This window comes from Micromonospora sp. NBC_01392, from assembly GCF_045040125.1.
Classification (GTDB): Bacteria; Actinomycetota; Actinomycetes; order Mycobacteriales; family Micromonosporaceae; genus Micromonospora.
The window spans coordinates 5,692,132-5,713,150 of record NZ_CP109549.1 but is presented as its reverse complement, the minus strand read 5'-3'; the positions used below and the strand labels follow the sequence as shown (position 1 = coordinate 5,713,150).

At 71.1% G+C, this 21,019-nt stretch carries 18 protein-coding genes and 1 tRNA gene; 13 read left to right on the top strand and 6 right to left on the bottom strand.

Annotated features, from left to right (window positions below):
• Positions 1-48: 48 nt before the first annotated feature.
• Positions 49-2,793: a pyruvate dehydrogenase (acetyl-transferring), homodimeric type gene (gene aceE, locus OG767_RS24565; RefSeq protein ID WP_405090696.1), complete on the bottom strand. Its 2,745-nt coding sequence runs from the start codon at positions 2,791-2,793 to the stop codon at positions 49-51.
• Between the two features lie 186 nt (positions 2,794-2,979).
• Between aceE and OG767_RS24560 the strand changes: the two genes are divergently transcribed.
• Positions 2,980-3,384, top strand: a complete 405-nt coding sequence (locus OG767_RS24560) for a YjbQ family protein (protein ID WP_405090695.1) — start codon at positions 2,980-2,982, stop codon at positions 3,382-3,384.
• 149 nt (positions 3,385-3,533) lie between these two features.
• Here OG767_RS24560 and OG767_RS24555 read toward each other — a convergent pair whose 3' ends face one another.
• Positions 3,534-5,177, bottom strand: a complete 1,644-nt coding sequence (locus OG767_RS24555; protein ID WP_405090694.1) for an alkaline phosphatase D family protein — start codon at positions 5,175-5,177, stop codon at positions 3,534-3,536.
• Between the two features lie 187 nt (positions 5,178-5,364).
• Between OG767_RS24555 and OG767_RS24550 the strand changes: the two genes are divergently transcribed.
• The 5 genes from OG767_RS24550 (at position 5,365) to OG767_RS24530 (ending at position 9,695) form a co-directional block, all read left to right on the top strand.
• Positions 5,365-5,847: a MarR family winged helix-turn-helix transcriptional regulator gene (locus OG767_RS24550; protein ID WP_405090693.1), complete on the top strand. Its 483-nt coding sequence runs from the start codon at positions 5,365-5,367 to the stop codon at positions 5,845-5,847.
• Positions 5,848-5,898: 51 nt separating this feature from the next.
• Positions 5,899-8,517, top strand: a complete 2,619-nt coding sequence (locus OG767_RS24545; RefSeq protein ID WP_405090692.1) for a thiamine pyrophosphate-dependent enzyme — start codon at positions 5,899-5,901, stop codon at positions 8,515-8,517.
• Between the two features lie 111 nt (positions 8,518-8,628).
• Positions 8,629-9,066 (top strand): DUF3052 domain-containing protein, encoded by a 438-nt coding sequence (locus OG767_RS24540; RefSeq protein WP_107155847.1) that lies wholly within the window; start codon positions 8,629-8,631, stop codon positions 9,064-9,066.
• A gap of 8 nt (positions 9,067-9,074) precedes the next feature.
• Complete coding sequence (locus OG767_RS24535; RefSeq protein ID WP_091572632.1) at positions 9,075-9,542, top strand: peroxiredoxin; 468 nt, start codon at positions 9,075-9,077, stop codon at positions 9,540-9,542.
• 78 nt (positions 9,543-9,620) lie between these two features.
• A tRNA-Val gene (locus OG767_RS24530) sits at positions 9,621-9,695 on the top strand.
• Here OG767_RS24530 and OG767_RS24525 read toward each other — a convergent pair.
• Both OG767_RS24525 and OG767_RS24520 read right to left on the bottom strand, forming a co-directional pair.
• Positions 9,652-10,083, bottom strand: a complete 432-nt coding sequence (locus OG767_RS24525; protein ID WP_405094296.1) for an NUDIX domain-containing protein — start codon at positions 10,081-10,083, stop codon at positions 9,652-9,654. The genes OG767_RS24530 and OG767_RS24525 overlap by 44 nt on opposite strands.
• 195 nt (positions 10,084-10,278) lie before the next feature.
• A complete protein-coding gene (locus OG767_RS24520) occupies positions 10,279-10,689 on the bottom strand; it encodes a hypothetical protein (protein WP_405090691.1) in 411 nt (136 codons plus the stop codon).
• Between the two features lie 132 nt (positions 10,690-10,821).
• Between OG767_RS24520 and OG767_RS24515 the strand changes: the two genes are divergently transcribed.
• A complete protein-coding gene (locus OG767_RS24515; RefSeq protein WP_405090690.1) occupies positions 10,822-11,157 on the top strand; it encodes a glyoxalase superfamily protein in 336 nt (111 codons plus the stop codon).
• Between the two features lie 6 nt (positions 11,158-11,163).
• On the opposite strand, the gene OG767_RS24510 is transcribed toward OG767_RS24515, so the two are convergent.
• Both OG767_RS24510 and OG767_RS24505 read right to left on the bottom strand, forming a co-directional pair.
• Positions 11,164-13,011 (bottom strand): glycoside hydrolase family 15 protein, encoded by a 1,848-nt coding sequence (locus tag OG767_RS24510; RefSeq protein ID WP_405090689.1) that lies wholly within the window; start codon positions 13,009-13,011, stop codon positions 11,164-11,166.
• A 54-nt stretch (positions 13,012-13,065) separates the two neighbouring features.
• On the bottom strand, positions 13,066-14,046 hold the full coding sequence (locus tag OG767_RS24505; RefSeq protein WP_405090688.1) for an NAD(P)/FAD-dependent oxidoreductase: 981 nt from the start codon (positions 14,044-14,046) through the stop codon (positions 13,066-13,068).
• A gap of 79 nt (positions 14,047-14,125) precedes the next feature.
• Here OG767_RS24505 and OG767_RS24500 point away from each other — a divergent pair, with 79 nt between their 5' ends.
• The 6 genes from OG767_RS24500 (at position 14,126) to OG767_RS24475 (ending at position 20,911) form a co-directional block, all read left to right on the top strand.
• A complete protein-coding gene (locus OG767_RS24500) occupies positions 14,126-14,710 on the top strand; it encodes a helix-turn-helix domain-containing protein (RefSeq protein ID WP_405090687.1) in 585 nt (194 codons plus the stop codon).
• Positions 14,711-14,773: 63 nt separating this feature from the next.
• Positions 14,774-15,571, top strand: coding sequence for an alpha/beta fold hydrolase (locus tag OG767_RS24495; RefSeq protein ID WP_405090686.1), 798 nt, complete (start codon positions 14,774-14,776; stop codon positions 15,569-15,571).
• Between the two features lie 113 nt (positions 15,572-15,684).
• A complete protein-coding gene (locus tag OG767_RS24490) occupies positions 15,685-16,413 on the top strand; it encodes an NUDIX domain-containing protein (RefSeq protein WP_405090685.1) in 729 nt (242 codons plus the stop codon).
• Positions 16,410-17,567: a purine phosphorylase gene (locus OG767_RS24485; protein WP_405090684.1), complete on the top strand. Its 1,158-nt coding sequence runs from the start codon at positions 16,410-16,412 to the stop codon at positions 17,565-17,567. Before OG767_RS24490 ends, OG767_RS24485 begins: the two co-directional genes overlap by 4 nt.
• Positions 17,564-19,555, top strand: a complete 1,992-nt coding sequence (locus OG767_RS24480; RefSeq protein ID WP_405090683.1) for a hypothetical protein — start codon at positions 17,564-17,566, stop codon at positions 19,553-19,555. The genes OG767_RS24485 and OG767_RS24480 overlap by 4 nt, the downstream gene beginning before the upstream one ends.
• Positions 19,556-19,699: 144 nt before the next feature.
• Positions 19,700-20,911 carry an ROK family protein gene (locus OG767_RS24475; RefSeq protein ID WP_405090682.1) on the top strand — a complete coding sequence of 404 codons (1,212 nt, stop codon included), beginning with the start codon at positions 19,700-19,702 and terminating at the stop codon, positions 20,909-20,911.
• Positions 20,912-21,019: the final 108 nt, after the last annotated feature.

The window sequence follows — 21,019 nt, the reverse complement described above, 5'->3', positions numbered from 1 at the left end:
GGCCCCCTCTCTGCCGGAGGCGTTAAGCAGGGGCCCTTCCTTGCACGTCTAGCTGTCGCCGCCGGTCTCGCCGACCGGGGCGGCGTTCACGTCGTCCAGCGCGTACTTGCGGGCGGCGTCGGCCGGCACGTGCGCCGGGACCGCGCCGCGCAGCGCGAGCTGCCGCAGCGTGGCGACCGCGACCGACTCGGCGTCCACGTGGAAGTGGCGACGCAACGCGTGCCGGGTGTCCGACATGCCGAAGCCGTCGGTGCCGAGCGAGGTGTAGTCGCCCGGTACCCAGCGCGCGATCAGGTCCGGTACCGCGCGCATCCAGTCGCTGACCGCGACCTTCGGGCCCTCGGCGTCGGCCAGCTTGCGCTGGATGTACGGCACCCGCTGCTCCTCACCCGGGTTGAGCAGGTTGTGCTCCTCGCACTCCACCGCGTCGCGGCGCAGCTCGGTCCAGGACGTCACCGACCACACGTCGGCGGCCACGCCCCAGTCCTCGGCGAGCAGTTGCTGGGCCTTGAGCGCCCACTGCATGCCGGTGCCGGAGGCCAGCACGTTCGCCTTCGGCGCGTCCGGGCCCACCTGCGGCGCCGGCGAGTAGCGGTAGATGCCCCTGACGATGCCCTCGGTGTCCACGCCCTCCGGCTCGGCCGGCTGGAAGATCGGCTCGTTGTAGACGGTGAGGTAGTAGAAGACGTTCTCCTGCGCCTCGCCGTACATCCGGTGCAGGCCGTTCTCCAGGATGTGCGCCAGCTCGAACGCGAACGCCGCGTCGTACGCGACCACCGCCGGGTTGGTGGCGGCGAGCAGCAGCGAGTGCCCGTCCTCGTGCTGGAGACCCTCACCGTTGAGCGTGGTCCGGCCGGCGGTCGCGCCGAGCACGAAGCCCCGGGCCATCTGGTCGGCCGCCGCCCAGAACCCGTCGCCGGTGCGCTGGAAGCCGAACATCGAGTAGAAGATGTACATCGGGATCATCGGCTCGCCGTGCGTGGCGTACGACGTGCCGGCGGCGGTGAACGAGGCGACCGAACCGGCCTCGTTGATCCCCTCGTGCAGGATCTGCCCGGTCGTCGACTCCTTGTACGACAGGAACAGCTCCCGGTCGACCGAGGTGTAGCGCTGGCCGTGCGGCGAGTAGATCTTCTGGGTCGGGAAGAGCGAGTCCATGCCGAACGTGCGGGCCTCGTCCGGGATGATCGGCACCCAGCGCTTGCCGAACTCCTTGTCCTTCATCACGTCCTTGAGCAGGCGGACGAAGGCCATCGTGGTGGCCACCTTCTGCTTGCCCGACCCGCGCTTGACGTCGGCGAACCGCTCGCTGCCCGGGATCGCCAGCGTCCTGCGCTCGGTGGTACGCGACGGGAGGAAGCCGCCGAGCTGGCGACGCCGCTCCCGCAGGTACTCCATCTCGTCCGACTTCTCGTCCGGCGTGTAGTACGGCGGGAGGTAGGGGTTCTCCTCCAGCTGCTTGTCCGGAATGTCGAGGTAGAGCCGGTCGCGGAACAGCTTCAAGTCGTCGAGCGTCAGCTTCTTCATCTGGTGCGTGGCGTTGCGGCCCTCGAAGTGCGAGCCCAGCGTCCAGCCCTTGATGGTCTTGGCGAGGATCACCGTCGGCTGGCCGGTGTGCTCCATCGCCGCCTTGTAGGCCGCGTAGAGCTTGCGGTAGTCGTGGCCACCCCGCTTGAGGTTCCAGATCTCGTCGTCGCTCAGGTGCTCGACCATCTTGCGGGTCCGCGCGTCGCGGCCGAAGAAGTGCTCCCGGACGTACGCCCCGGACTCCGCCTTGTAGGTCTGGTAGTCACCGTCGGGCGTGGTGTTCATCAGGTTGACCAGCGCGCCGTCGGTGTCCGCCGCGAGCAGCGGGTCCCACTCCCGGCCCCAGACCACCTTGATCACGTTCCAGCCGGCGCCCCGGAAGAACGCCTCCAGCTCCTGCATGACCTTGCCGTTGCCGCGGACCGGACCGTCCAGGCGCTGGAGGTTGCAGTTGATCACGAAGGTGAGGTTGTCCAGCTCCTCGCGCGCGGCCACGCCGATCGCGCCGAGCGACTCGACCTCGTCCATCTCGCCGTCGCCCAGGAACGCCCAGACGTGCTGCTGGGAGGTGTCCTTGATGCCCCGGTGCTGGAGGTAGCGGTTGAACCGCGCCTGGTAGATGGCGTTCAGCGGGCCGAGACCCATGGAGACGGTGGGGAACTCCCAGAAGTCCGGCATCAACCGCGGGTGCGGGTACGAGGGCAGCGAGCCGGCGCGGTGCGACAGCTCCTGCCGGAAGCCGTCGAGCTGGTCGGCGCTCAGCCGGCCCTCCAGGAAGGCCCGCGCGTACATGCCGGGAGAGGCGTGACCCTGGTAGTAGATCTGGTCGCCGCCGCCCGGGTGCTCCTTGCCACGGAAGAAGTGGTTGAAGCCCACCTCGTAGAGCGACGCCGAGCTGGCGAACGTGGAGATGTGACCGCCCACGCCGATCTCCGGGCGCTGGGCCCGGTGCACCAGCATGGCGGCGTTCCACCTGATGTACGCCCGCAGCCGTCGCTCGATGTGCTCGTCACCGGGGAACCACGGTTCCCGCTCCGGTGGGATGGTGTTGATGTAGTCGGTGGTGGTCAGTGACGGCACCCCGACCTGGCGCTCGCGGGCCCGCTCCAGCAGGCGCAGCATGACGTACCGTGCGCGCTTGGTTCCGCGCTCGTCGATGACACCGTCGAGTGACTCGACCCATTCGCTGGTCTCTTCAGGGTCGATGTCCGGAAGCTGGCTCGGCAGACCAGCGGTGATCACCGGGCGCTTGCGTTCCGTAGCCACAGGCGTTCCCTCGGTTCTGTGTGGGATAGGTCTCTAGCGCCATCCTGCCCCCTCGTGGCGCTCGTCGTCACCTCCGGCTCCCCCAGACGCGATGCTGAACACAGGTACCCGCCGGTAACTTTCTGCGATCACGGACGTGTCGGCCGGCCGGGCGGGAGAGCGAACCGCTGCGGCAGAATGCGCCGTATGCGTAGTGAGGTGATCAGCGTCCGGACCGGGTCCCGGCCGACCGTCCGGGACATCACGGCCGAGGCCGAACGGTTCGTCGCCGGGTCCGGCGACGGGCTGCTGCACGTCTTCGTGCCGCACGCCACCGCCGGGTTGGCGATCATCGAGACCGGTGCCGGGTCGGACGACGATCTGCTCCGCGCGCTCGACGACCTGCTGCCCACCGACGACCGGTGGCGGCACCGGCACGGCTCGCCCGGACACGGCCGCGATCACGTGCTGCCGGCGTTCGTGCCGCCGTACGCGACGGTGCCGGTGCTCGGCGGGCGGCTCCAGCTCGGCACCTGGCAGTCGATCTGCCTGGTCGACCCGAACGGCGACAACCCGGACCGCCAGATCCGCTTCTCCTTCCTCCCCGCCTGACCCCACCCCCACCCCCACCCCCACCCCCACCCCCGAAGCGGGCCCCCAGATTCACGGAAAGAGTGGCTATCCGACGCGGAATAGCCACTCTTTCCGTGAATCAGCGCCCAGGGAGGCGGGGGGAGGAGGCGGGGGGAGACGGGGAGGGGTTAGGGGCGGGTGGTTTCGGTTTCTACGGTTTGGCGGCCCTGGTCCGTTTCGGGTGCGGTGGTTCGTGCGGCGGCGGGCGGGCGGTCGTACGTCAGGTTCAGGCCGGGCACCCGGTCCTCGATCACGAACGTGGCCCGGGTGTACGCCGGCGCGTCCGGCCGGCTCACGTACGGCAGCACGTCGAAGTTCGCGGTCAGCTCCGTCGGTGTGATCGTGGTGCGCACGTAGCCGCGCAGGTTGTTCTGGAAGCGCAGGTGCGGGTTGAACGCCAGCCACGGGTGCGACCCGGTCGGCGAGTCCGCGCCGTCCCCGGTCGAGGTGATCGAGGAGCAGACCAGCTCACTGCCGACCGTGCGCGACGTCGGGTCGGCGTAGTCCAGCTTCAGGTCGCTGGCCCAGTGCGCGTGCACGTCGCCGGTGAGCACGACCGGGTTGCGCACCCCGGCGGCCACCCAGCCCCGGGTGATCCGGTCCCGCGAGGCGACGTACCCGTCCCAGGCGTCCATGCTGGTGACCGTGAGCGGCCCGGCGTTGTTGTCCCGCTGGGCGAAGAAGACCTGCTGGCCGAGGAGGTCCCACCGGGCCGCCGAGCGGCGGAAGCCGTCCAGCAGCCATGCCTCCTGCGCGGCGCCGGTGATCGACCGGGCCGGGTCGGACGCGTCCGCGCAGTCCCGGTAGCCGTCACCGCACGCCTGGTCGTCCCGGTACTGCCGGGTGTCGAGCATGTGGAACGTGGCCAGCCGGCCCCAGCGCACCCGCCGGTAGAGCTGCATGTCGATGCCGCGCGGGATCGAGGTGCGGCGCAGCGGCATGTTCTCGTAGTACGCCTGGAACGCCGCCGCCCGCCGGGCGAGGAAGTCCGGGTCCGGGGCCTCGGGCACCTCGTCGGCCCAGTTGTTCTCCACCTCGTGGTCGTCGAAGACCACCACCCAGGGCGCGACCGCGTGTGCCGCCTGGAGGTCGGTGTCGGTCTTGTACTGGGCGTGCCGCTGCCGGTAGTTGGCGAGCGTCCGGGTCTCCGGGCCCTCGTGGTCGCGCGGGTTGCCGCCCGGCACCGTGTACGTGTCCTTGGCGTACTCGTACTGGTAGTCGCCGAGATGCAGGATCAGCTCCGGCTCGGTCTCGGCCAGCCGCCGGTAGGCGGTGAAGTAGCCGTGCTCGTACTGCGAGCAGGAGACGAAGCCCATGGCCAGCGCGGACGGCAGCAGCCAGGGCGGCGGCGCGGTGCGGGTGCGGCCGACCGGCGAGAGCCAGCGCTCGGCCCGGAACCGGTAGAAGTACTCCCGGCCGGGGAGCAGACCGTCCAGTTCGACGTGCACGCTGTGCGCCGACTCCGGCCGGGCCAGCCGTACCCCTCGGCGCACCACGTGCCGGAACCGTTCGTCGGCGGCCACCTCCCAGGACACCGGCACCGCCCGGGATGGCATGCCGCCCAGGCCGTCCTCGGCCAGCGGCTCCGGCGCGAGCCGCGTCCACAACACGACCCCGTCGTGGTCGGGGTCGCCGGAGGCCACCCCGAGCGTGAACGGGTCGCGGCGCAGCGGGCCGGGCGACGCGGCCGCCGCGACCGGCAGGCCGGCTGCCGCGCCGGCGGCGCCGAGCGCCGCGCCGCTGAGCAGGATGGTACGTCGGGACAGTGCCACGGTTTCCTCCCCGGAGTCCGGTTCGTCGACTCCGGGCAGCCTGGCGATCGTCGATGGCCGTCAGGTGACGGGCAGGGGCGTTTTCTGCCGAACAGCGGTCGGCGGATGCAAGGTGGTGACGTCAGCCGAGCAGTCGGCGCAATAGTGGAGGAAGTCAATTGTTGATCTGTCACGTATGATTGTCGGCATGGCGCACCGCCCGGTCCCCCGCACGCCGTCCCCGGCCGACGACCGGCTCGGGCTGGCCGGGGACACCGTGCGCCGGATCCAGCACGTCGCCGCCGCGCTGCGGCACCACCAGGACGAGGAGATCGCCGCGCTGGGCCTGACCCCGGCGGCGGCCCGGGCGCTGCACGAGCTGGACCCGGACCACCCGTCGCCGGCCCGTGACCTGGCCGTGCGACTCGGCTGCGACCGCTCCAACGTGACCGGGCTGGCCGACAAGCTGGAGCAGGCCGGCCTGGTCGAGCGCCGGGCCGACCCGACCGACCGGCGGCAGCGGGCGCTCGTCGTCACCGCGCGGGGCCGGCAGGTCCGGGAGCGGGTACGCCAGGTGATGTCGGACTCACGGCTGCTCGACGGGTTGAGCACGGCGGAGCTGGCCACGCTGCGTGACCTGGTCTGGAAGGTCTCCGACGGCGGCTGCCCGGAGGAGCGCGGCGAGGTCTGAGCCGCGCCGGGCGTAACGTGTCCGACTGGGCGAGGCGGCCCTGATTCGGTAATGCTGTCCGACGTGACCTCCCCGCACGATCTCGACGACCGGCTCCGAGCCGACCTGGCCGCGCTCGACGCGCCGGACCACCGGCGTGACCTGCGTGAACCGCTGCCCGACGGTGGGTCGCTCACCGGGGCGCAGGCGCTGGCCCTGTTCGACGCGCAGCTCACCAGCCGGCTGGTGGACCTGGCCGGGCGCTGGCTGCGCGGCTTCGGTGAGGGGTACTACACGATCGGTTCGGCCGGCCACGAGGGCAACGCGGCGGTGGCCGCCGCGCTGCGGCCGACCGACCCGGCGTTACTGCACTACCGGTCCGGCGCGTTCTACTGCCTGCGCGCCGCCCAGGCGGCCGGCGAGTTCCCACCCGACGCGCCACCCGCGCCCGCCGGCCGGGAGCAGGATTCCGATCCGCGGGACTCGGACGGATCCTGGCCCGACAGCGCATGGGCGACCGCGCCGAGCGAAGCGAGGGCCGGGAGCGCATGCCCGGCCGGCAGCGACCCCACCGGGGCCGTCTCCCACCAGGATCCCGCTCCGGGTGCCCCCGCCAGCGGCGCGGCCGGGCCGGCGGACTCCGGCGACGTCGACGCGGTGCTGCTGCCGGACGGGGCCGGAGTGACCGTGGACGCGGACGGCGACGCGACGGTCGGCGTACCCGGTCCGCCGTCGCCGTCGCTCGACGACGCGTTCGCGGGCGCGGCGCGGGACATGCTGCGCGGCATGGTCGCCTCCGCCGAGGAGCCGATCGCCGGCGGCCGGCACAAGGTCTTCGGCCGGGCCGACCTCGCGGTCGTGCCGACCACCTCGACCATCGCCTCGCACCTGCCCCGCGCGGTCGGCCTGGGGCTGGCCCTGGAACGGCTCCGGCGGGGCGGACGGCGCGTCGACGGCGACCCGGAGGTGGCGTCCTGGCCGCTGGACGCCGTGGTGGTCTGCTCCTTCGGCGACGCCTCGGTCAACCACGCCACGGCCACCGCCGCGTTCAACACGGCCGGCTGGTACGACCACACCGGCCTGCGGATCCCGGTGCTGTTCGTCTGCGAGGACAACGGGCTGGGCATCAGCGTGCGCTCGCCCGAGGGCTGGGTGGCCGCCATGCTGCGGTCCCGGCCCGGCATCCGCTACTTCGACGCCGACGGCACGGACGTGGTGGCGAGCCACCGGGCGGCGACGGAGGCGACCGCCTGGGTGCGCCGGCACCGCCGGCCCGCCGTGCTGCACCTGCGCACGGTTCGGCTGATGGGGCACGCCGGCGCGGACGCGGAGACCGCGTACCGGAGCCCGGCGGAGATCGCCGCGGACGTGGCGCGGGACCCGCTGCTGGTCACCGCGCGGCGGCTGGTGGCGGGCGGCTACGCGAGCGGCGAGGAACTGCTCGCCCGGTACGACGAGCGGGGCTGGCAGCTCCGGCGGATCGCCGAGGAGGTGCTGGACGAGCCGAAACTGGCCACCCCGGTCGAGGTGGTGGCGGAGCTGGCGCCGCGCCGGCCGGTGCGGGTGTCCCGGACGGTCGCCGACGCGGCGGCACACGCGGCCGGTCCGGGCGCCGGGGCGCGGGCGGAGGCGTTCGGCGGGAAGCCGCCGGAGCTGACCGGGCCGCTGACGCTGGCGCAGAGCATCAACGCGGCGCTGGCCGACGGCATGCTCGACCACCCGCAGATGGCCGTGTTCGGCGAGGACGTGGCCGCCAAGGGCGGGGTGTACGGGGTGACCAAGGGACTGCGGGACCGGTTCGGGGTGGCCCGGGTGTTCGACACGCTGCTCGACGAGACCTCGATCCTCGGGCTCGGGCTCGGCGCCGGCCTGGCCGGCATGCTGCCGGTGCCGGAGATCCAGTACCTGGCGTACCTGCACAACGCCGAGGACCAGCTCCGCGGCGAGGCGGCCAGCATGCGGTTCTTCTCCCGGGGTGCGTTCCGGAACCCGATGGTGGTGCGGGTGGCCGGCCTGGCGTACCAGGAGGGCTTCGGCGGTCACTTCCACAACGACAACTCGGTGGCGGTGCTGCGGGACGTGCCGGGGCTGGTGATCGCCGTACCGGCCCGGCCGGACGACGCCGCGCCGATGCTGCGTACCTGCCTCGCGGCGGCCCGGGTGGACGGCGCCGTCTGCGTCTTCCTGGAGCCGATCGCGCTCTACCACACCCGCGACCTCCACGCGGATGGCGACGGCGAGTGGCTGGCCGAGTACGCCGAGCCGGGCGCCTGGGCGGACCGGCACGTGCCGATCGGCCGCGCCCGGGTGTACGGCATCGGCTCCACCGACGATCTCACCATCATCACCTTCGGTAACGGGGTGCGGATGTCGCTGCGGGCCGCGGCCACGCTGGCCGAGGAGGGCGTCGGCACCCGGGTGGTGGACCTGCGCTGGCTCGCCCCGCTGCCGGTGGCCGACATCATCCGGGAGGCGTCGGCGACCGGCCGAGTGCTGGTGGTGGACGAGACGCGGCGCTCCGGCGGGGTGGGCGAGGGGGTGTTGGCGACGCTTGTCGACACCGGTTACGTGGGCGCGGCGCGACGGGTGGCCGCTCTTGACTCGTTTGTACCATTAGGTCCGGCTGCTCATCAGGTTCTGGTGTCCGAGGAAGCCATTACCGAGGGTGCCCGTACGCTGCTGGCACGGTAAATTCCGTTCCACCCGGTGCGCCACTTGCGCAGCGAGCCGCAACTGTGTGGACTGGGCGCGGCGGTGTCGCACGACGCCGCCGGCAGGGATGAGATGAGGAGGCACGCGACAGTGAGCGCGACCGCTGGTCAGGCCGCCGACGGGGTACGCAGCCTGGCGGACCGGTTCGGGATCGAGCCGGGCATGGTCGTCATGGAGATGGGCTACGACGACGACGTCGACTCCGATCTCCGGGACGCCCTGACCGACCGCTGTGGAGAACTGGTCGACGAGGACACCGACGAGGTGGTCGACGCGGTTCTGGTCTGGCACCGGGACGGCGACGGTGACCTCTTCGAGCTCCTCGTCGATGCCCTCGGCCCGCTGGCGGACAACGGCGTGGTGTGGCTCCTGACCCCCAAGGCCGGCCGGGACGGCCACGTCGAGCCGAGCGAGGTCGCGGAGAGCGCCCAGACCGCCGGCCTCCAGCAGACCTCCACCATCAACGCGGGCCGCGACTGGAGCGGCGCCCGCCTCGTGCTCCGGCGCGGGTCCAAGAGCAAGAAGTAGGAGCACACATGCCCATCGAGGTTGGCGCCGAGGCGCCGGATTTCCTGCTCAAGGACCAGAACAACCAGGAGGTTCGACTCTCCGACCTGCGCGGTCGCAAGACCGTGCTGCTGGTCTTCTACCCGCTCGCCTTCACCGGCATCTGCCAGGGTGAGTTGTGCGAGGTGCGGGACAACCTCAACGAGTACGTCAACGACGACGTCCAGGTGCTGACCGTCAGCGTCGACTCGGTCTACGCCCACAAGATCTGGGCCGACCGGGAGGGCTACCAGTTCCCGCTGCTGGCCGACTTCTGGCCGCACGGCGCGGTGGCCCAGGCGTACGGCGTCTTCAACGAGGTCGCCGGCATCGCCAACCGGGGCACCTTCGTCATCGACAAGGCCGGCGTGGTCCGCTTCGCCGAGATGAACATGCCCGGCGAGGCGCGCGACCAGCAGGGTTGGCGCAAGGCGCTGGCCGAGGCCGTCGCCGCCTGAGCCACCCCGAGCACGTCGTTCGACCGGGCCGGAGGCGGCAGGTAAGCTTGCCGCTCCGGCCCGCCGTACGGGCGTTCCGGGCGCGTAGCTCAGTGGGAGAGCACTCGCCTTACAAGCGAGGGGTCGCAGGTTCGAAACCTGCCGCGCCCACCACTTTCCGGACCAGCCCCACCACGCCGCCGTGCACGAGGGGTAGGTCGCCCAGTTCGCCTGTCGCAACCCAGGCGATGTCGTCATGCTCGTCGGGCGCACAGTTGGTCGGAGTGCCGACCCAGGCCCCGACGTGCCAGACGGCCACGTGAACGGCGTCCTCGCCGCTGCCGAGGTGCAGGTCGCCCACGGGTGACGAGGACTCCGCCACGATGTGGACACCGATCTCCTCGTGCATCTCCCGCGCGAGGGCCTGTCGCTCCGACTCACCCGCCTCGACATGCCCGCCGGGGAGATCCCAGAGATCCGGGTAGGCCCGGCGGGTCGGACTGCGGTGCACCAGCAGGACCGCGCCGTTCTCCACGAGCGCCCCGATGACGACGACATGCATGATTGGGATTGGAACACGGGGGTGGGACAACGTGGCGCCCACCTCGGGATCGACCGACGTCGGCGGGCGGGAGCGGGGAAAGGCATTACCTGAGCACAATATGACTCCTCGTCATATTTATGACTCAGGGGTATGACGCCGACAAGCAGATGCTCCTTGCCGGACATGACGCGGAGTAACCGCATGCCATCCTCGTCAGGGGAGTGGGTTGGTGATGCGGACGCCGTGGGAGCGCAGCAACGCCTCCACCCGCTCGCGGGTCGCCAGGTCCGGCTGGCGTAGCCGCCAGACGCGCCCGACCACGACCGCGCTGTTCGGCCCGGGCACGTCCCACGGGCCGCCCTCGGGATAGACGGCGAGCGCGAGCCGGCCGAACCCGGGACGGGTCACCCCCGCCTCCCGGATCTCCGACCAGCGGTAACTACGGGTGACGCGGCCCCGGTGCCGGACCAGCAGCCCGGTGTCGTCGGCGAGCAACGCGCCGTCGCGTTGGATCCACGCCGCGACGACGGTGGCGACGAGAAGCGCGGCCGGCCCGTAGGGGAAGGAGGACAGCAGCAGGCCGACGACGACTGCGGCGGCGAGCACACCGGCTGGGGCGAGCACCGCCGGCCACCACCGCGACGCGAACAACACAGTCGGTTCCGAGCCGGGTCCCCGTTCCTCAGCCATCTCTCGTTGCTGCCCGGATCGGCGGCGGTCGAACCGCGTGTCGTAGGTGGCGGTCACAATCGCGACATGACCGAACGACTGGCACCCGTCCTGCGGGTTCGTGACGCCGACGCCGCCGTGGCCTGGTACGCCCGCCTCGGGTTCGCCCGGCAGTGGGAGCACCGGTTCGCGCCCGACCTGCCGCGCTACGTCAGCATCGCCCGACCCGGCATGGAGATCCACCTGTCCGAGCACGCCGGCGACGCCCGGCCCGGGACGTTGGTCTACCTCTACGTCGACGACGTGGACACGCTGGCGGCGGCGTGCGGCGGGGTCGAGGTCGGCAGCCAGGACTGGGGGCGGGACTTCGTGGTCACCGACCCGGACGGCAACCGGATCCGGGTCGGCACCGTGCCGGCGTGAGTCCTCCTACTGGCGGCGTCGGGCTTCCGCCTCGGCGTCGAGCAGCTCGTTCAGCGCCAGCGCCGAGTTGATCAGGGAGAGGTGGCTGAACGCCTGCGGGTAGTTGCCGATCTGCTCACCGGTCGCGGCGATCTCCTCGGCGTACAGGCCGAGGTGGTTGCTGAACGTGAACATCTTCTCGAACGTGAGCCTCGCGTCGTCCAGCCGGCCGGTGCGGGCCAGCGCCTCGACGTACCAGAACGTGCACATGTTGAACGTGCCCTCGTGGCCGGGGAGGCCGTCGGGGGAGTGCTCCGGGTCGTACCGGTGGACCAGGCTGTCGGAGACCAGGTCCCGTTCGATCGACGCCAGCGTGGACTTCCAGAGCGGGTCACTCGGCGTGATGAAGCCGACCGCCGGCATCGCCAGCAGCGCGGCGTCCAGCACGTTCTCGTCGTACGCCTGCACGAAGCTGCCGCGTTCCCGGTGGTAACCGCGGGCCATGACCTGGTTGTAGATCCGGTTGCGCTGCTCGGTCCAGCAGGACATGTCCCCGGGACGGCCGGTGCGGGTGGCCAGCCGGATGGCCCGGTCCAGCGCCACCCAGGACATCACCCGCCCGAACGTGTAGTTGCGGGGGTGGTGGCGGCTCTCCCAGATGCCGGCGTCGCGCTGGTCCCAGTTGTGGCAGAGCCAGTCGACGAGCCGGACGGTGCTCTTCCACACCTGGTGCGACACCCGGATGCCCTGCTCGTCGGCGAGGTGCATGGCGTAGAGCGCCTCGCCGTGGATGTCGAGCTGGAGCTGGTCGGCGGCGCCGTTGCCGATCCGCACCGGCCGGGAACCGCGATAGCCCTCCAGGTGGTCGAGGACCTCCTCGTGCAGGTCGGAGGAGCCGTCCACCCGATACATGATCTTCAGCGGGTCCTGGTGGTCGCCGGCCTCGCGGATCCGCTCGTCCAGCCAGTCCATGTATCGGCTGACCTCCTCGGTGAACCCGAGGCCGAGCAGCGCGTGCACGGAGAACGACGTGTCGCGTACCCAGGTGTAGCGGTAGTCCCAGTTGCGGGTGCCGCCGACCAGCTCGGGCAGCGCTGCGGTGGGCGCGGCGATCATCGCGCCGGTCGGCGCGTACGTCATGAGCTTCAGCGTGATGGCGGACCGTTCGACCATCTCCCGCCAGCGGCCGGTGTAGCGGGACCGCTCGACCCAGCGCCGCCAGTAGTCGCGGGTCCACTCGAACATGCCCTGGACCTCTTCCGGCGGGATGACCCGGGGCTCGGCCCCCTCCGTCTCCAGGACCACCCCGCCGGTGTCGCCCTCGTTGAGCGTGCCGTGGGCGATCAGGTCACCGTCCTCCAGTCGGACGTCACCGCCCTGGGCGAGGAGCTGCCGCACCGGGTCGACCGGGTTGAACGTGAGCGTCGCCGACCGGCTGCGGAACACGTACCCGTTCTGGTGCCGCTCCAGGGTGTGCGGCTGGCGCGCGTAGTCGAACCGGGGACGGCACTCCACCCGGAAGCGCATGCTGCCCCGGACCATGTTGACCATGCGGACCAGGCGGTGCGTGTCGGTCGCCCGCTCACCGGTGACCGGCATGAAGTCCATCACCTCGGCGACGCCGTCCGCGCTGATGAAACGCGTGATCAGGATCGGTGTGCCGGGTAGGTAGAGCTGCTTGGTGACGTACCGGACGTCGTGCGGGGCGATCCGGAAGTAGCCGCCCTTCTCCCGGTCCAGCAGCGCGGCGAAGACGCTCGGCGAGTCGAAGCGCGGCGCGCAGAACCAGTCGATCGTCCCGTCGCAGGTCACCAGCGCGGCGGTCTGCAGGTCGCCGATGAGCCCGTGATCCTCGATCGCCGGATAGCTCTCCACGTCGCCCCCCGGTGTCGACTGCCTCCTGCGCATTCCAACCTAGGGGAAGAATTGTCAGGTTAGGGCCGTTTCGCGGTCCGTCGCCCGCCGCCGCGCCTCGACCGCCGCGCGCGTCTCCGCGGCCACCAGGTCCGCGTTGATCATCGCGGCTGTCCGGGCACCGGCCGCCGCCGCGCCTCCGACCTGCGCGGACAGGTCGGTCACGTTCCCCGCCACCCACACCCCGGGAACCCCGGTACGCCCCGCCGGGTCGGCCGGCACGTACTCGCCCGAACCGCTCTCGTGCGGCGCCACGCGCAGCCCCAGCGTCGCCAGGAACCCGGCCCGCGCCACCATCCGCGGCGCGACGGTCAGCACCTCCCGGCTGACCGTGCGGCCGTCGCGCAGGCGTACCCCGGTCAACCGGTCCCCGACCACCTCGACGGCCGCGACCTCGCCCTCGACCACCGGCACGCCGCGCGCGGCGAGCTGCTCCGCCTGCTCGTCGGTGAGCGGCGGCGCGGTGTGGCGGAGATAGACCACGTCGTCGCTCCACTGCTGGAACAGCAGCACCTGGTGCACCGACAGCGGGCCGCTGCCGATCACCCCGATCGGCCGGTCGCGCACCTCCCACCCGTGGCAGTACGGGCAGTGCACCAGGTCCCGGCCCCAGCGCTCGCGCAACCCGGGCACCGCCGGCAGCTCGTCGACCAGGCCGGTGGCCACCAGCACCTGGCCGGCCCGCACCCGACGGCCGTCGGCCAGCGCCACGTCGAACCCCTCGCCGTCGCGGGTCACCGCCTCGACCTCGCCGGTGAGCAGGTGACCGCCGTAACGGCGGACCTCGTCGCGTCCGCGTGCCAGCAGCTCGGCCGGCGGCACGCCGTCGAGGCCCAGCAGCGCGTGCACCCCGTCGGCCGGCGCGTTGCGGGGGCTGCCCCCGTCGACCACCAGCACCGACCGGCGCGCCCGAGCCAGCATCAGCGCGCCGCTCAGACCGGCCGCGCCGCCGCCGATCACCAACACCTCGTAGCCGTCCTGTCGTACCTCGGTCATCGTGACCACCTCCGCGCCCAGCGTGCGACGACCCTGGGCACGGAAGCAAACCCTGTTGCCAACGTGGCAAACTGGCGGGATGGATGACGACCTCGACCAGGCGCTCGACGCGGTCGGCCCCCGCCTGCGTGCGCTGCGCCGCGAGCGGGAGACCACGCTCGCCGACCTCTCCGCCACGACCGGCATCTCGGTGAGCACGCTGTCCCGGCTGGAGTCCGGTGGCCGGCGGCCCACGCTGGAGCTGCTGCTTCCACTGGCCAAGGCGTACGGCGTCGCCCTGGACGAACTGGTCGGCGCGCCACCCACCGGCGACCCGCGGATCCACCTGCGGCCGGTCGCCGCGCACGGGATGACCATGCTGCCGCTCACCCGGCGGCCCGGCGGCATCCAGGCGTACAAGCTGATCATCCCGGCCGGCGGCCGGGCCGAGCCCGACCCCAAGACCCACGAGGGGTACGAGTGGGTCTACGTGCTCAACGGGCGGCTGCGCCTGGTGCTCGGCGAGCACGACCTGGTGCTCGTCCCCGGCGAGGCGGCTGAGTTCGACACCCGCGTCCCGCACTGGTTCGGCCGCGCCGACGCCGACGGCGTGGAGTTCCTCAGCCTCTTCGGCAGCCAGGGCGAGCGGGCCCACCTGCGGGCCCGCCCGCGCGCTCGGGAGTGAGCCCGGCCTGATCATCACGGCGTGCGGCACCCGTCGAGCCGCCGGCGGCGCGACGATCGGACGGTGAGCTATGCGGACGTACGCGGGCTGCGGATCTGGTACGAGGTGCAGGGCGCCGGCAAGCCGCTGGTCCTGCTGCACGGCGGATACGGGTCGACCGGGACGTTCGCCCCGGTCCGGTCCGCCCTGGCGGCGCGTCGGCGGCTGATCGCGGTCGACCTGCGGGGCCACGGCCGCACCGCCGGCGTGGACCGGCCACTGCGGTACGAGTCGATGGCCGACGACGTGGCCGCGCTGCTGCGGCACCTCGACCTGCCCGAGGTCGACCTGCTCGGCTACTCGCTCGGCGGCGGCGTGGCCCTGCGTACCGCGATCCAGCATCCCGCGCTGGTCCGCCGCCTGGTCCTGGTCTCCACGCCGTTCCGGCGCGGCGGCTGGCACCCGCGGGTGCTGGCCGCGATGTCCACGCACGACGAACACGCCGCCGAGCGGATGCGGGGCACCCCGCCGTACGAGCGGTACGCGAAGGTCGCGCCCCGGCCGCAGGACTGGCCGGCGCTCTGGGCGCGTAGCGGTGAGCTGCTGCGCCGCGACTACGACTGGTCGGCCGAGGTGGCCGCGCTGCCGATGCCGGTGCTGTTGGTCTTCGCGGACGCCGACGCGATCCCGATGAGTCACGTGACCGAGTTCTTCGGCCTGCTCGGCGGCGGCCACCGGGACCCGGGCGACGACGGATCGGACCGTCCCGCGTCCCGGCTGTCCGTGCTGCCCGGCCTGACCCACGACGAGGTGGTGGCGTCGCCCGCGCTGCCGGCGGCGGTGCTGCCGTTCCTCACCCACGTGGCGCGCGTGCCCGGCTGACCGAACCGCGTCGACTGCGGCGTGGACCAGCTCGACGCCGGGCGCCACTTCTGCCGAAACCCGACAGCCCAACACCCTTCCTGTCAGAGTGACAGTAAGTCTAGGGTTGATCCATGGCTGACGATCAGTGGGTGCCACCGACCGTGCTTCTCGCGGTTGATCTGGTCATCTTCACATTGCGGGAATCCCGCCTGCAGGTGATGTTGATCGAGCGTGGGATTGAGCCTTACCGGGGCGCTCTGGCGCTGCCCGGAGGCTTCCTCAGTCACGAGAAGGAGGATCTTGTAACGGCCGCCCATCGGGAGTTGGCCGAAGAGGCCGGCTTGGGAGCGGATCAGTTGCACCTCGAACAGCTCGGCATCTACGGCGCGCCGGACCGTGACCCCCGAGGGCGGGTGGTTTCCGCCTCCTACCTGGCCATCGCTCCCCGACTACCGGAGCCGGTCGCCGGCACCGACGCGTCCCGGGCGTGTTGGACCCCGGTGGACCAGGCATTGTCCAGCGACGCACAACTGGCGTTCGACCATAAGCAGATCCTGACCGATGGGGTCGACCGGGCGCGGGAAAAGTTGGAGCGGTCGGCGCTCGCCACCGCGTTCTGCGGACCGACTTTCACCATCGCGGAACTCAGGGACGTCTACGAAGCAGTGTGGGGTGTGCGGCTGGATCCGCGGAACTTCTACCGGAAAGTGCAGAGCGTGGACGGCTTCATTGTGCCCGCTGGGCCGAGTCGCAAGGCCGAAGGAGGGCGTCCCGCTCGGCTGTTCCGCCCCGGGCCCTGCACAACCCTTCACCCTCCGATGATCCGACCCGTCGGCCAGGCAGCCAGGGAGGCAGCGTGAGTACGAACAACGGTCTCGTCGTGATCCTCACGGCGCTGGACCTCGAGTACGAAGCGGTCCGCGACCAGTTGACCGGCCTGCGGGTGCATCGGCACTCGGCCGGAACGCGCTTCGAAGTCGGGTGGACTGCCCAGAGCGACTGTCGGGTGGCGCTGGGTCTGGTCGGAAAGGGCAACCATCCGGCCGCGGTGCTCGCCGAACGTGCGATGGCCGAGTTCTCTCCGGCTGCTGTGCTGTTCGTCGGAGTCGCCGGTGGGCTCTGGCCCAACATCCGGCTCGGCGACGTCGTCGTCGCCAGCAAGATCTACGCCTACCACGGCGGCACGAGCGAGGACGATGGTTTGAAGGCCCGGCCGAAGGCGTGGGAAATCCCCCACGAGGCCGATCAGATCGCCCACCACGTCGACAGGTCCGCCGAGTGGCGTCGTGGTCTCCCCGAAGGTGCGGCACCGAGAGTCCACTTCGGGCCGATCGCTGCGGGAGAGGTGGTACAGGACTCGGGAATCTCCGAGCAGGCCCGCTGGATCCGTCAGCACTACCACGACGCCGTGGCGATCGAGATGGAGGCGGCCGGTGTAGCGCAGGCGGGCCATCTCAACCGCGCCCTGCCCGTGGTGGTGGTGCGCGGCATCAGCGACCACGCCGATGGGAGCAAGGCGGCCACCGACGGGCAGAACTGGCAACCGAAGGCCGCATGTCACGCTGCCGTCTTCGCCACCGCGTTGGCACGAGAACTGATCATCGATGGGCCGGACAGCCGAAGCGGCGCGGACCGAGACGGGAGCCCCACGATGCGCATGAGCAACCGCAACATCGCCTCCGGGAACGCCCATGTCGGTGTGCAGGCCGGGCAGATCTACGGCAACGTCACCCTCGGCGCTGACGCCGATCGGCCGCTTGACCTGGCGGCGAGCCTCGCAAGCTTGCGCACCCATCTCAAGCAGGCACACCTCGACGGGCAATTGGACGAAGAGACCTATGCCGCAGCCGAGTCGGAACTGGAGGCGGCAACGGCCTGCGTCCCGGCCAGCACGGTCGAAAAGAAGAGCGGCCTGATGGTCGCGCTCAAACGGTTGCGGGGTCTGGTAGCCGATGTGTCTGAGCTCGCGGCGCGGCTTGCGGCGATCATCGCCGTGGCGCGGGGTATGTCATGACCACGCCGACAACTGTCAATGTTGCCGAAGAAGGCGCGGACGTCGGGGTGCAGGCAGGTGTCGTTCACGGTGACATCCACCTGTACCGGCTCTCGTCCAATCCCAATCCTCGGGAGCAGTTCGTCACCGCCCTGAACTACCTTGACGGACGGGTTCGTGACGAGGCGCGCTCGCTCATCGAGCAGGCGGTCGCCGGCGGATACGTCACCACGGAGGTCCAGTTCTTCCGGCTCATCGCTCTGCTGAGCGGACGCAACCTTCGCCAGCTCCCCACAGAGGAGTTGGATCGCCTCATCGCCATCTGTGCCAGCCTGCCGCATCTCGACAGCCACGATGAGTGGGCCGCGGGGCTGGCGGTGATCATCGAGCTCCTGACCCGGACGCCCGACGCCGAGACCGATCTTCTGATCAAGAAGATCGACGCGTTGAATCAGCGCCAGCGTGACGCGATCTACGGTCACCTGGAGGCGCTGCTGGAGGGTGCGGCACAGGACGAGATGTGGCGGAAGTCAGTCGCGCTGGCGCAGCTTCAGCGCACGAAGAACGATCGGTCCAGCAGGGTGTGGAAGTTCTTCCACCCCACACCCGCTCGGCCGCGGACCATGCTGGTGCAGTCCGCCGCTGTTCCGTTACGTGATTGGCTTCGGACCGGTGCCGGCGTCGCGGTGTTCGCCCTTGCCACGGTGCAGATGAGCGTGCTGATGGCGGCTCACCGCTCCATCGACCCGTACCTCGGCCTGCTGGCCGCTCTGCTCGGGCTGGCCGCCTTCTGCGTGGGTGGGGCCGACCGGTACCACCGTGCGACTCGGTTGCGCGCGAAGGAGGCGCAGATCCGTCCACCGCAGCAGAGAGGAGGTAAGGCGCCGGCGGGCGGCTTTGCGCATCAGGTGGACCGTCTCTTCGACCGCTACTTCCGTTTGTACGTGCCGAGAGATACCGACCGGGCGTACTGGCTTGCGCAAACGGCGGGCATTCAGCGTCACCTTCGCGACGAGGTGGTCGAACTCTACCGGGAGCAACGCGTCGAGGCTGATCAGATCGCCTGGCTCGTCCGATACCTGGTCGGCGATGTCCGTGGGCAATGGGAGCGGGACACCCTCACGGCGTACCGTCAGCAGTTGCGCACTCCCACGAGGAGTTGGGCCCTCTGCATCGGAGGGCTGGCTCTCCTCGCCGCCGGAATCTTCTGGGCGGTTCCCGCCGTCGTGACCACCGCTCCGTTCTCCGGCACGGCCTGGCTTCTGCTTGCGATGCTGTCCGCGGTGCCGGCGGTGCGTTCGTGGTTCCGAATCGTCGCCGAACGCCGCAGGGTCGTTGACGACCAGGCGGAACGGGACGCGGAGGCCGCCGCCCGTTGGGAGGCGTACCACCGGTGGTGCCACAAGCTGTCCGACAAGCCGTCGGACGCCGAGATGGCCGCATGGTTGGAAAGCGACCGCAAGGTCCTGGTCGACCAAGCCATGCAGCAGTACCGACTTCTCCCCAGCCAGGTGATCGCCCACGCCTTCATCGAAGCTCCGGCTCCTTCCTGCAAGAAGGCCCGGTATCCCCAGGGACCGTGGCGGTACTCCCGGTACCGCCTGCTGTTGTTCCTGCTTACCGACGACGGCGTCCGGCAGGTCAACATCGACCTGGAATTCGAGACCGCCACGAGCGAGGCGACCCAACGCCTCAACTACCGCTTCGACGCCGTTGCGGCAGTCCGAATCGACGGGATTGCGGCCCGGCGACAGACCTTCCAGCTCACACTCTTCAACGGGGAACCCATTTCCATCCGGGTGACCGAGCCTGACAACGAGATGCTTCAAGTCGACGAGAACCCGGCCAAGATCGCGGAATTGTCGCTGGATGCGGCAGGACTCACCCATACCCTGCACGTCCTCGAAGGCGTTGCTGCCGAGGGCAAGGAATGGGTGAGGCACAGACGCCGTCGTGCCGACAAGAGGCTTGCCGACCTGGCAGGGGCCATACGCGGGCTGCTCGACTGAACCCTGTCGCGCCGTCGGCTTGTGGGCGGGCATCGCGATCGGCCTTCCGCAACGACCCCGCACTGGAATGAACGCCGCCCGACCGGCCGATGGCTGAGGTCTATCCTCGGAGGACAGGCCGTGTGTCAGCTGACGGGGTGGTCGATGCTGAAGGATCTGGCTGCGGATCGGCATGCGCAGGTGGACACCCGTCGCCGTAACCTGGGCGCGCTGCTCCGCCGGGTCCACCTGGGCGGCGCGGTCTCCCGCGTCGAGCTGGCCGACTGGCTGGGCGTCAACCGCAGCACGGTCATGGCGCTCACGGCGGACCTCGCGGCGGCCGGCCTGGTCCGGGAGGTGCCCGCCACGACGAGTGGGCGGGCGGGCCGCCCGTCCTTCGTGGTCCGCCCGGAGTCGGCGGCCGTCCACGTCCTCGCCTTCGACATCGCGGTGGACCGGCTCGTGGCCGCCCGGGTCGACCTGGGCGGGACGGTTTCGGCCCGGCTCGAGGCGACCCGGCCCCGGGCCGGGGCCGACCTCGACGCGGTGGTGTCCGTGCTCGCCGACTTCGGACGGGCGCTGCACCACGACGCGTCGCCGACGTCGGTCTGCGTGGGCATCGGCGCGTCCTACTGCGGGATGATCCGGCCCGGGGACGGGATGGTGCGGTTCGGGCCGGACCTGGGTTGGGTGGACCAGGCGTTCGGCGCGGAACTGGCCCGGCGGTTGGATCTCGGCCTGCCGGTGCTGGTCGGCAACGAGGCCCACCTGGGCGCGATGGCCGAGCACCAACGCGGTGCCGGCGTCGGCGAGCAGAACCTGATCTACCTGCACGGTGACGTCGGCGTGGGCGGCGGGATCATCGTCGGCGGGGACCTGCTCGACGGCGACGGTGGGTACGGTTCCGAGGTCGGGCACATGCTGGTCAACCCGTACCAGGGGCGGCCCTGTGGCTGCGGCTCGCGCGGGTGCCTGGAGGCCGAGGTGGGTGAGCGGGCGCTGCTCGACGAGGCCGGCCGCCCGGCCGGCCACCGGGGGCGCGAGGCGGTGCGGGCCGTGGTCGCCGCCGCCGAGCAGGGGGATGCCGCCGCGCGCGAGGCGCTGCGGCGCATCGGTGACTGGCTGGGCATCGGCGTGGCGAACCTGATCAATCTGTTCAACCCCGGCGTGGTGATCTTCGGCGGGACGCTGCGCGAGGTGTTCCCGGGCATCGCGGCCCAGCAGGTCCGCAACCGGATCGCCGCCAACGTGCTCCCCGTCTCGCGCGACAAGGCCGACCTGCGCGTCTCCGCGCTGGGCTATGACGCCACCCTGATCGGCGCCGCCGAACTCGCCTTCACCCCGTTACTGACCAACCCCCTGGCCCTCCGCCCCTAACCCACCCCACCCTCCTCGTTGATCTTGCAGAAGTGGCCCGGGCAGAAGTGGCGTATCGGGCCTTCGAGGGGCCGCAACTGCAAGATCAACGAGGAGGGTGGGGAGGGA

Coding starts and splice junctions, on each gene's coding strand:
- OG767_RS24560 (WP_405090695.1), top strand. CDS start 2,980: ATGCGTAGTGAGGTGATCAGCGTCCGGACCGGGTCCCGGCCGACCGTC.
- OG767_RS24550 (WP_405090693.1), top strand. CDS start 5,365: ATGGCGCACCGCCCGGTCCCCCGCACGCCGTCCCCGGCCGACGACCGG.
- OG767_RS24545 (WP_405090692.1), top strand. CDS start 5,899: ATGCTGTCCGACGTGACCTCCCCGCACGATCTCGACGACCGGCTCCGA.
- OG767_RS24535 (WP_091572632.1), top strand. CDS start 9,075: ATGCCCATCGAGGTTGGCGCCGAGGCGCCGGATTTCCTGCTCAAGGAC.
- OG767_RS24525 (WP_405094296.1), bottom strand. CDS start 10,083: ATGCATGTCGTCGTCATCGGGGCGCTCGTGGAGAACGGCGCGGTCCTG.
- OG767_RS24515 (WP_405090690.1), top strand. CDS start 10,822: ATGACCGAACGACTGGCACCCGTCCTGCGGGTTCGTGACGCCGACGCC.
- OG767_RS24505 (WP_405090688.1), bottom strand. CDS start 14,046: ATGACCGAGGTACGACAGGACGGCTACGAGGTGTTGGTGATCGGCGGC.
- OG767_RS24500 (WP_405090687.1), top strand. CDS start 14,126: ATGGATGACGACCTCGACCAGGCGCTCGACGCGGTCGGCCCCCGCCTG.
- OG767_RS24490 (WP_405090685.1), top strand. CDS start 15,685: ATGGCTGACGATCAGTGGGTGCCACCGACCGTGCTTCTCGCGGTTGAT.
- OG767_RS24480 (WP_405090683.1), top strand. CDS start 17,564: ATGACCACGCCGACAACTGTCAATGTTGCCGAAGAAGGCGCGGACGTC.
- OG767_RS24475 (WP_405090682.1), top strand. CDS start 19,700: ATGCTGAAGGATCTGGCTGCGGATCGGCATGCGCAGGTGGACACCCGT.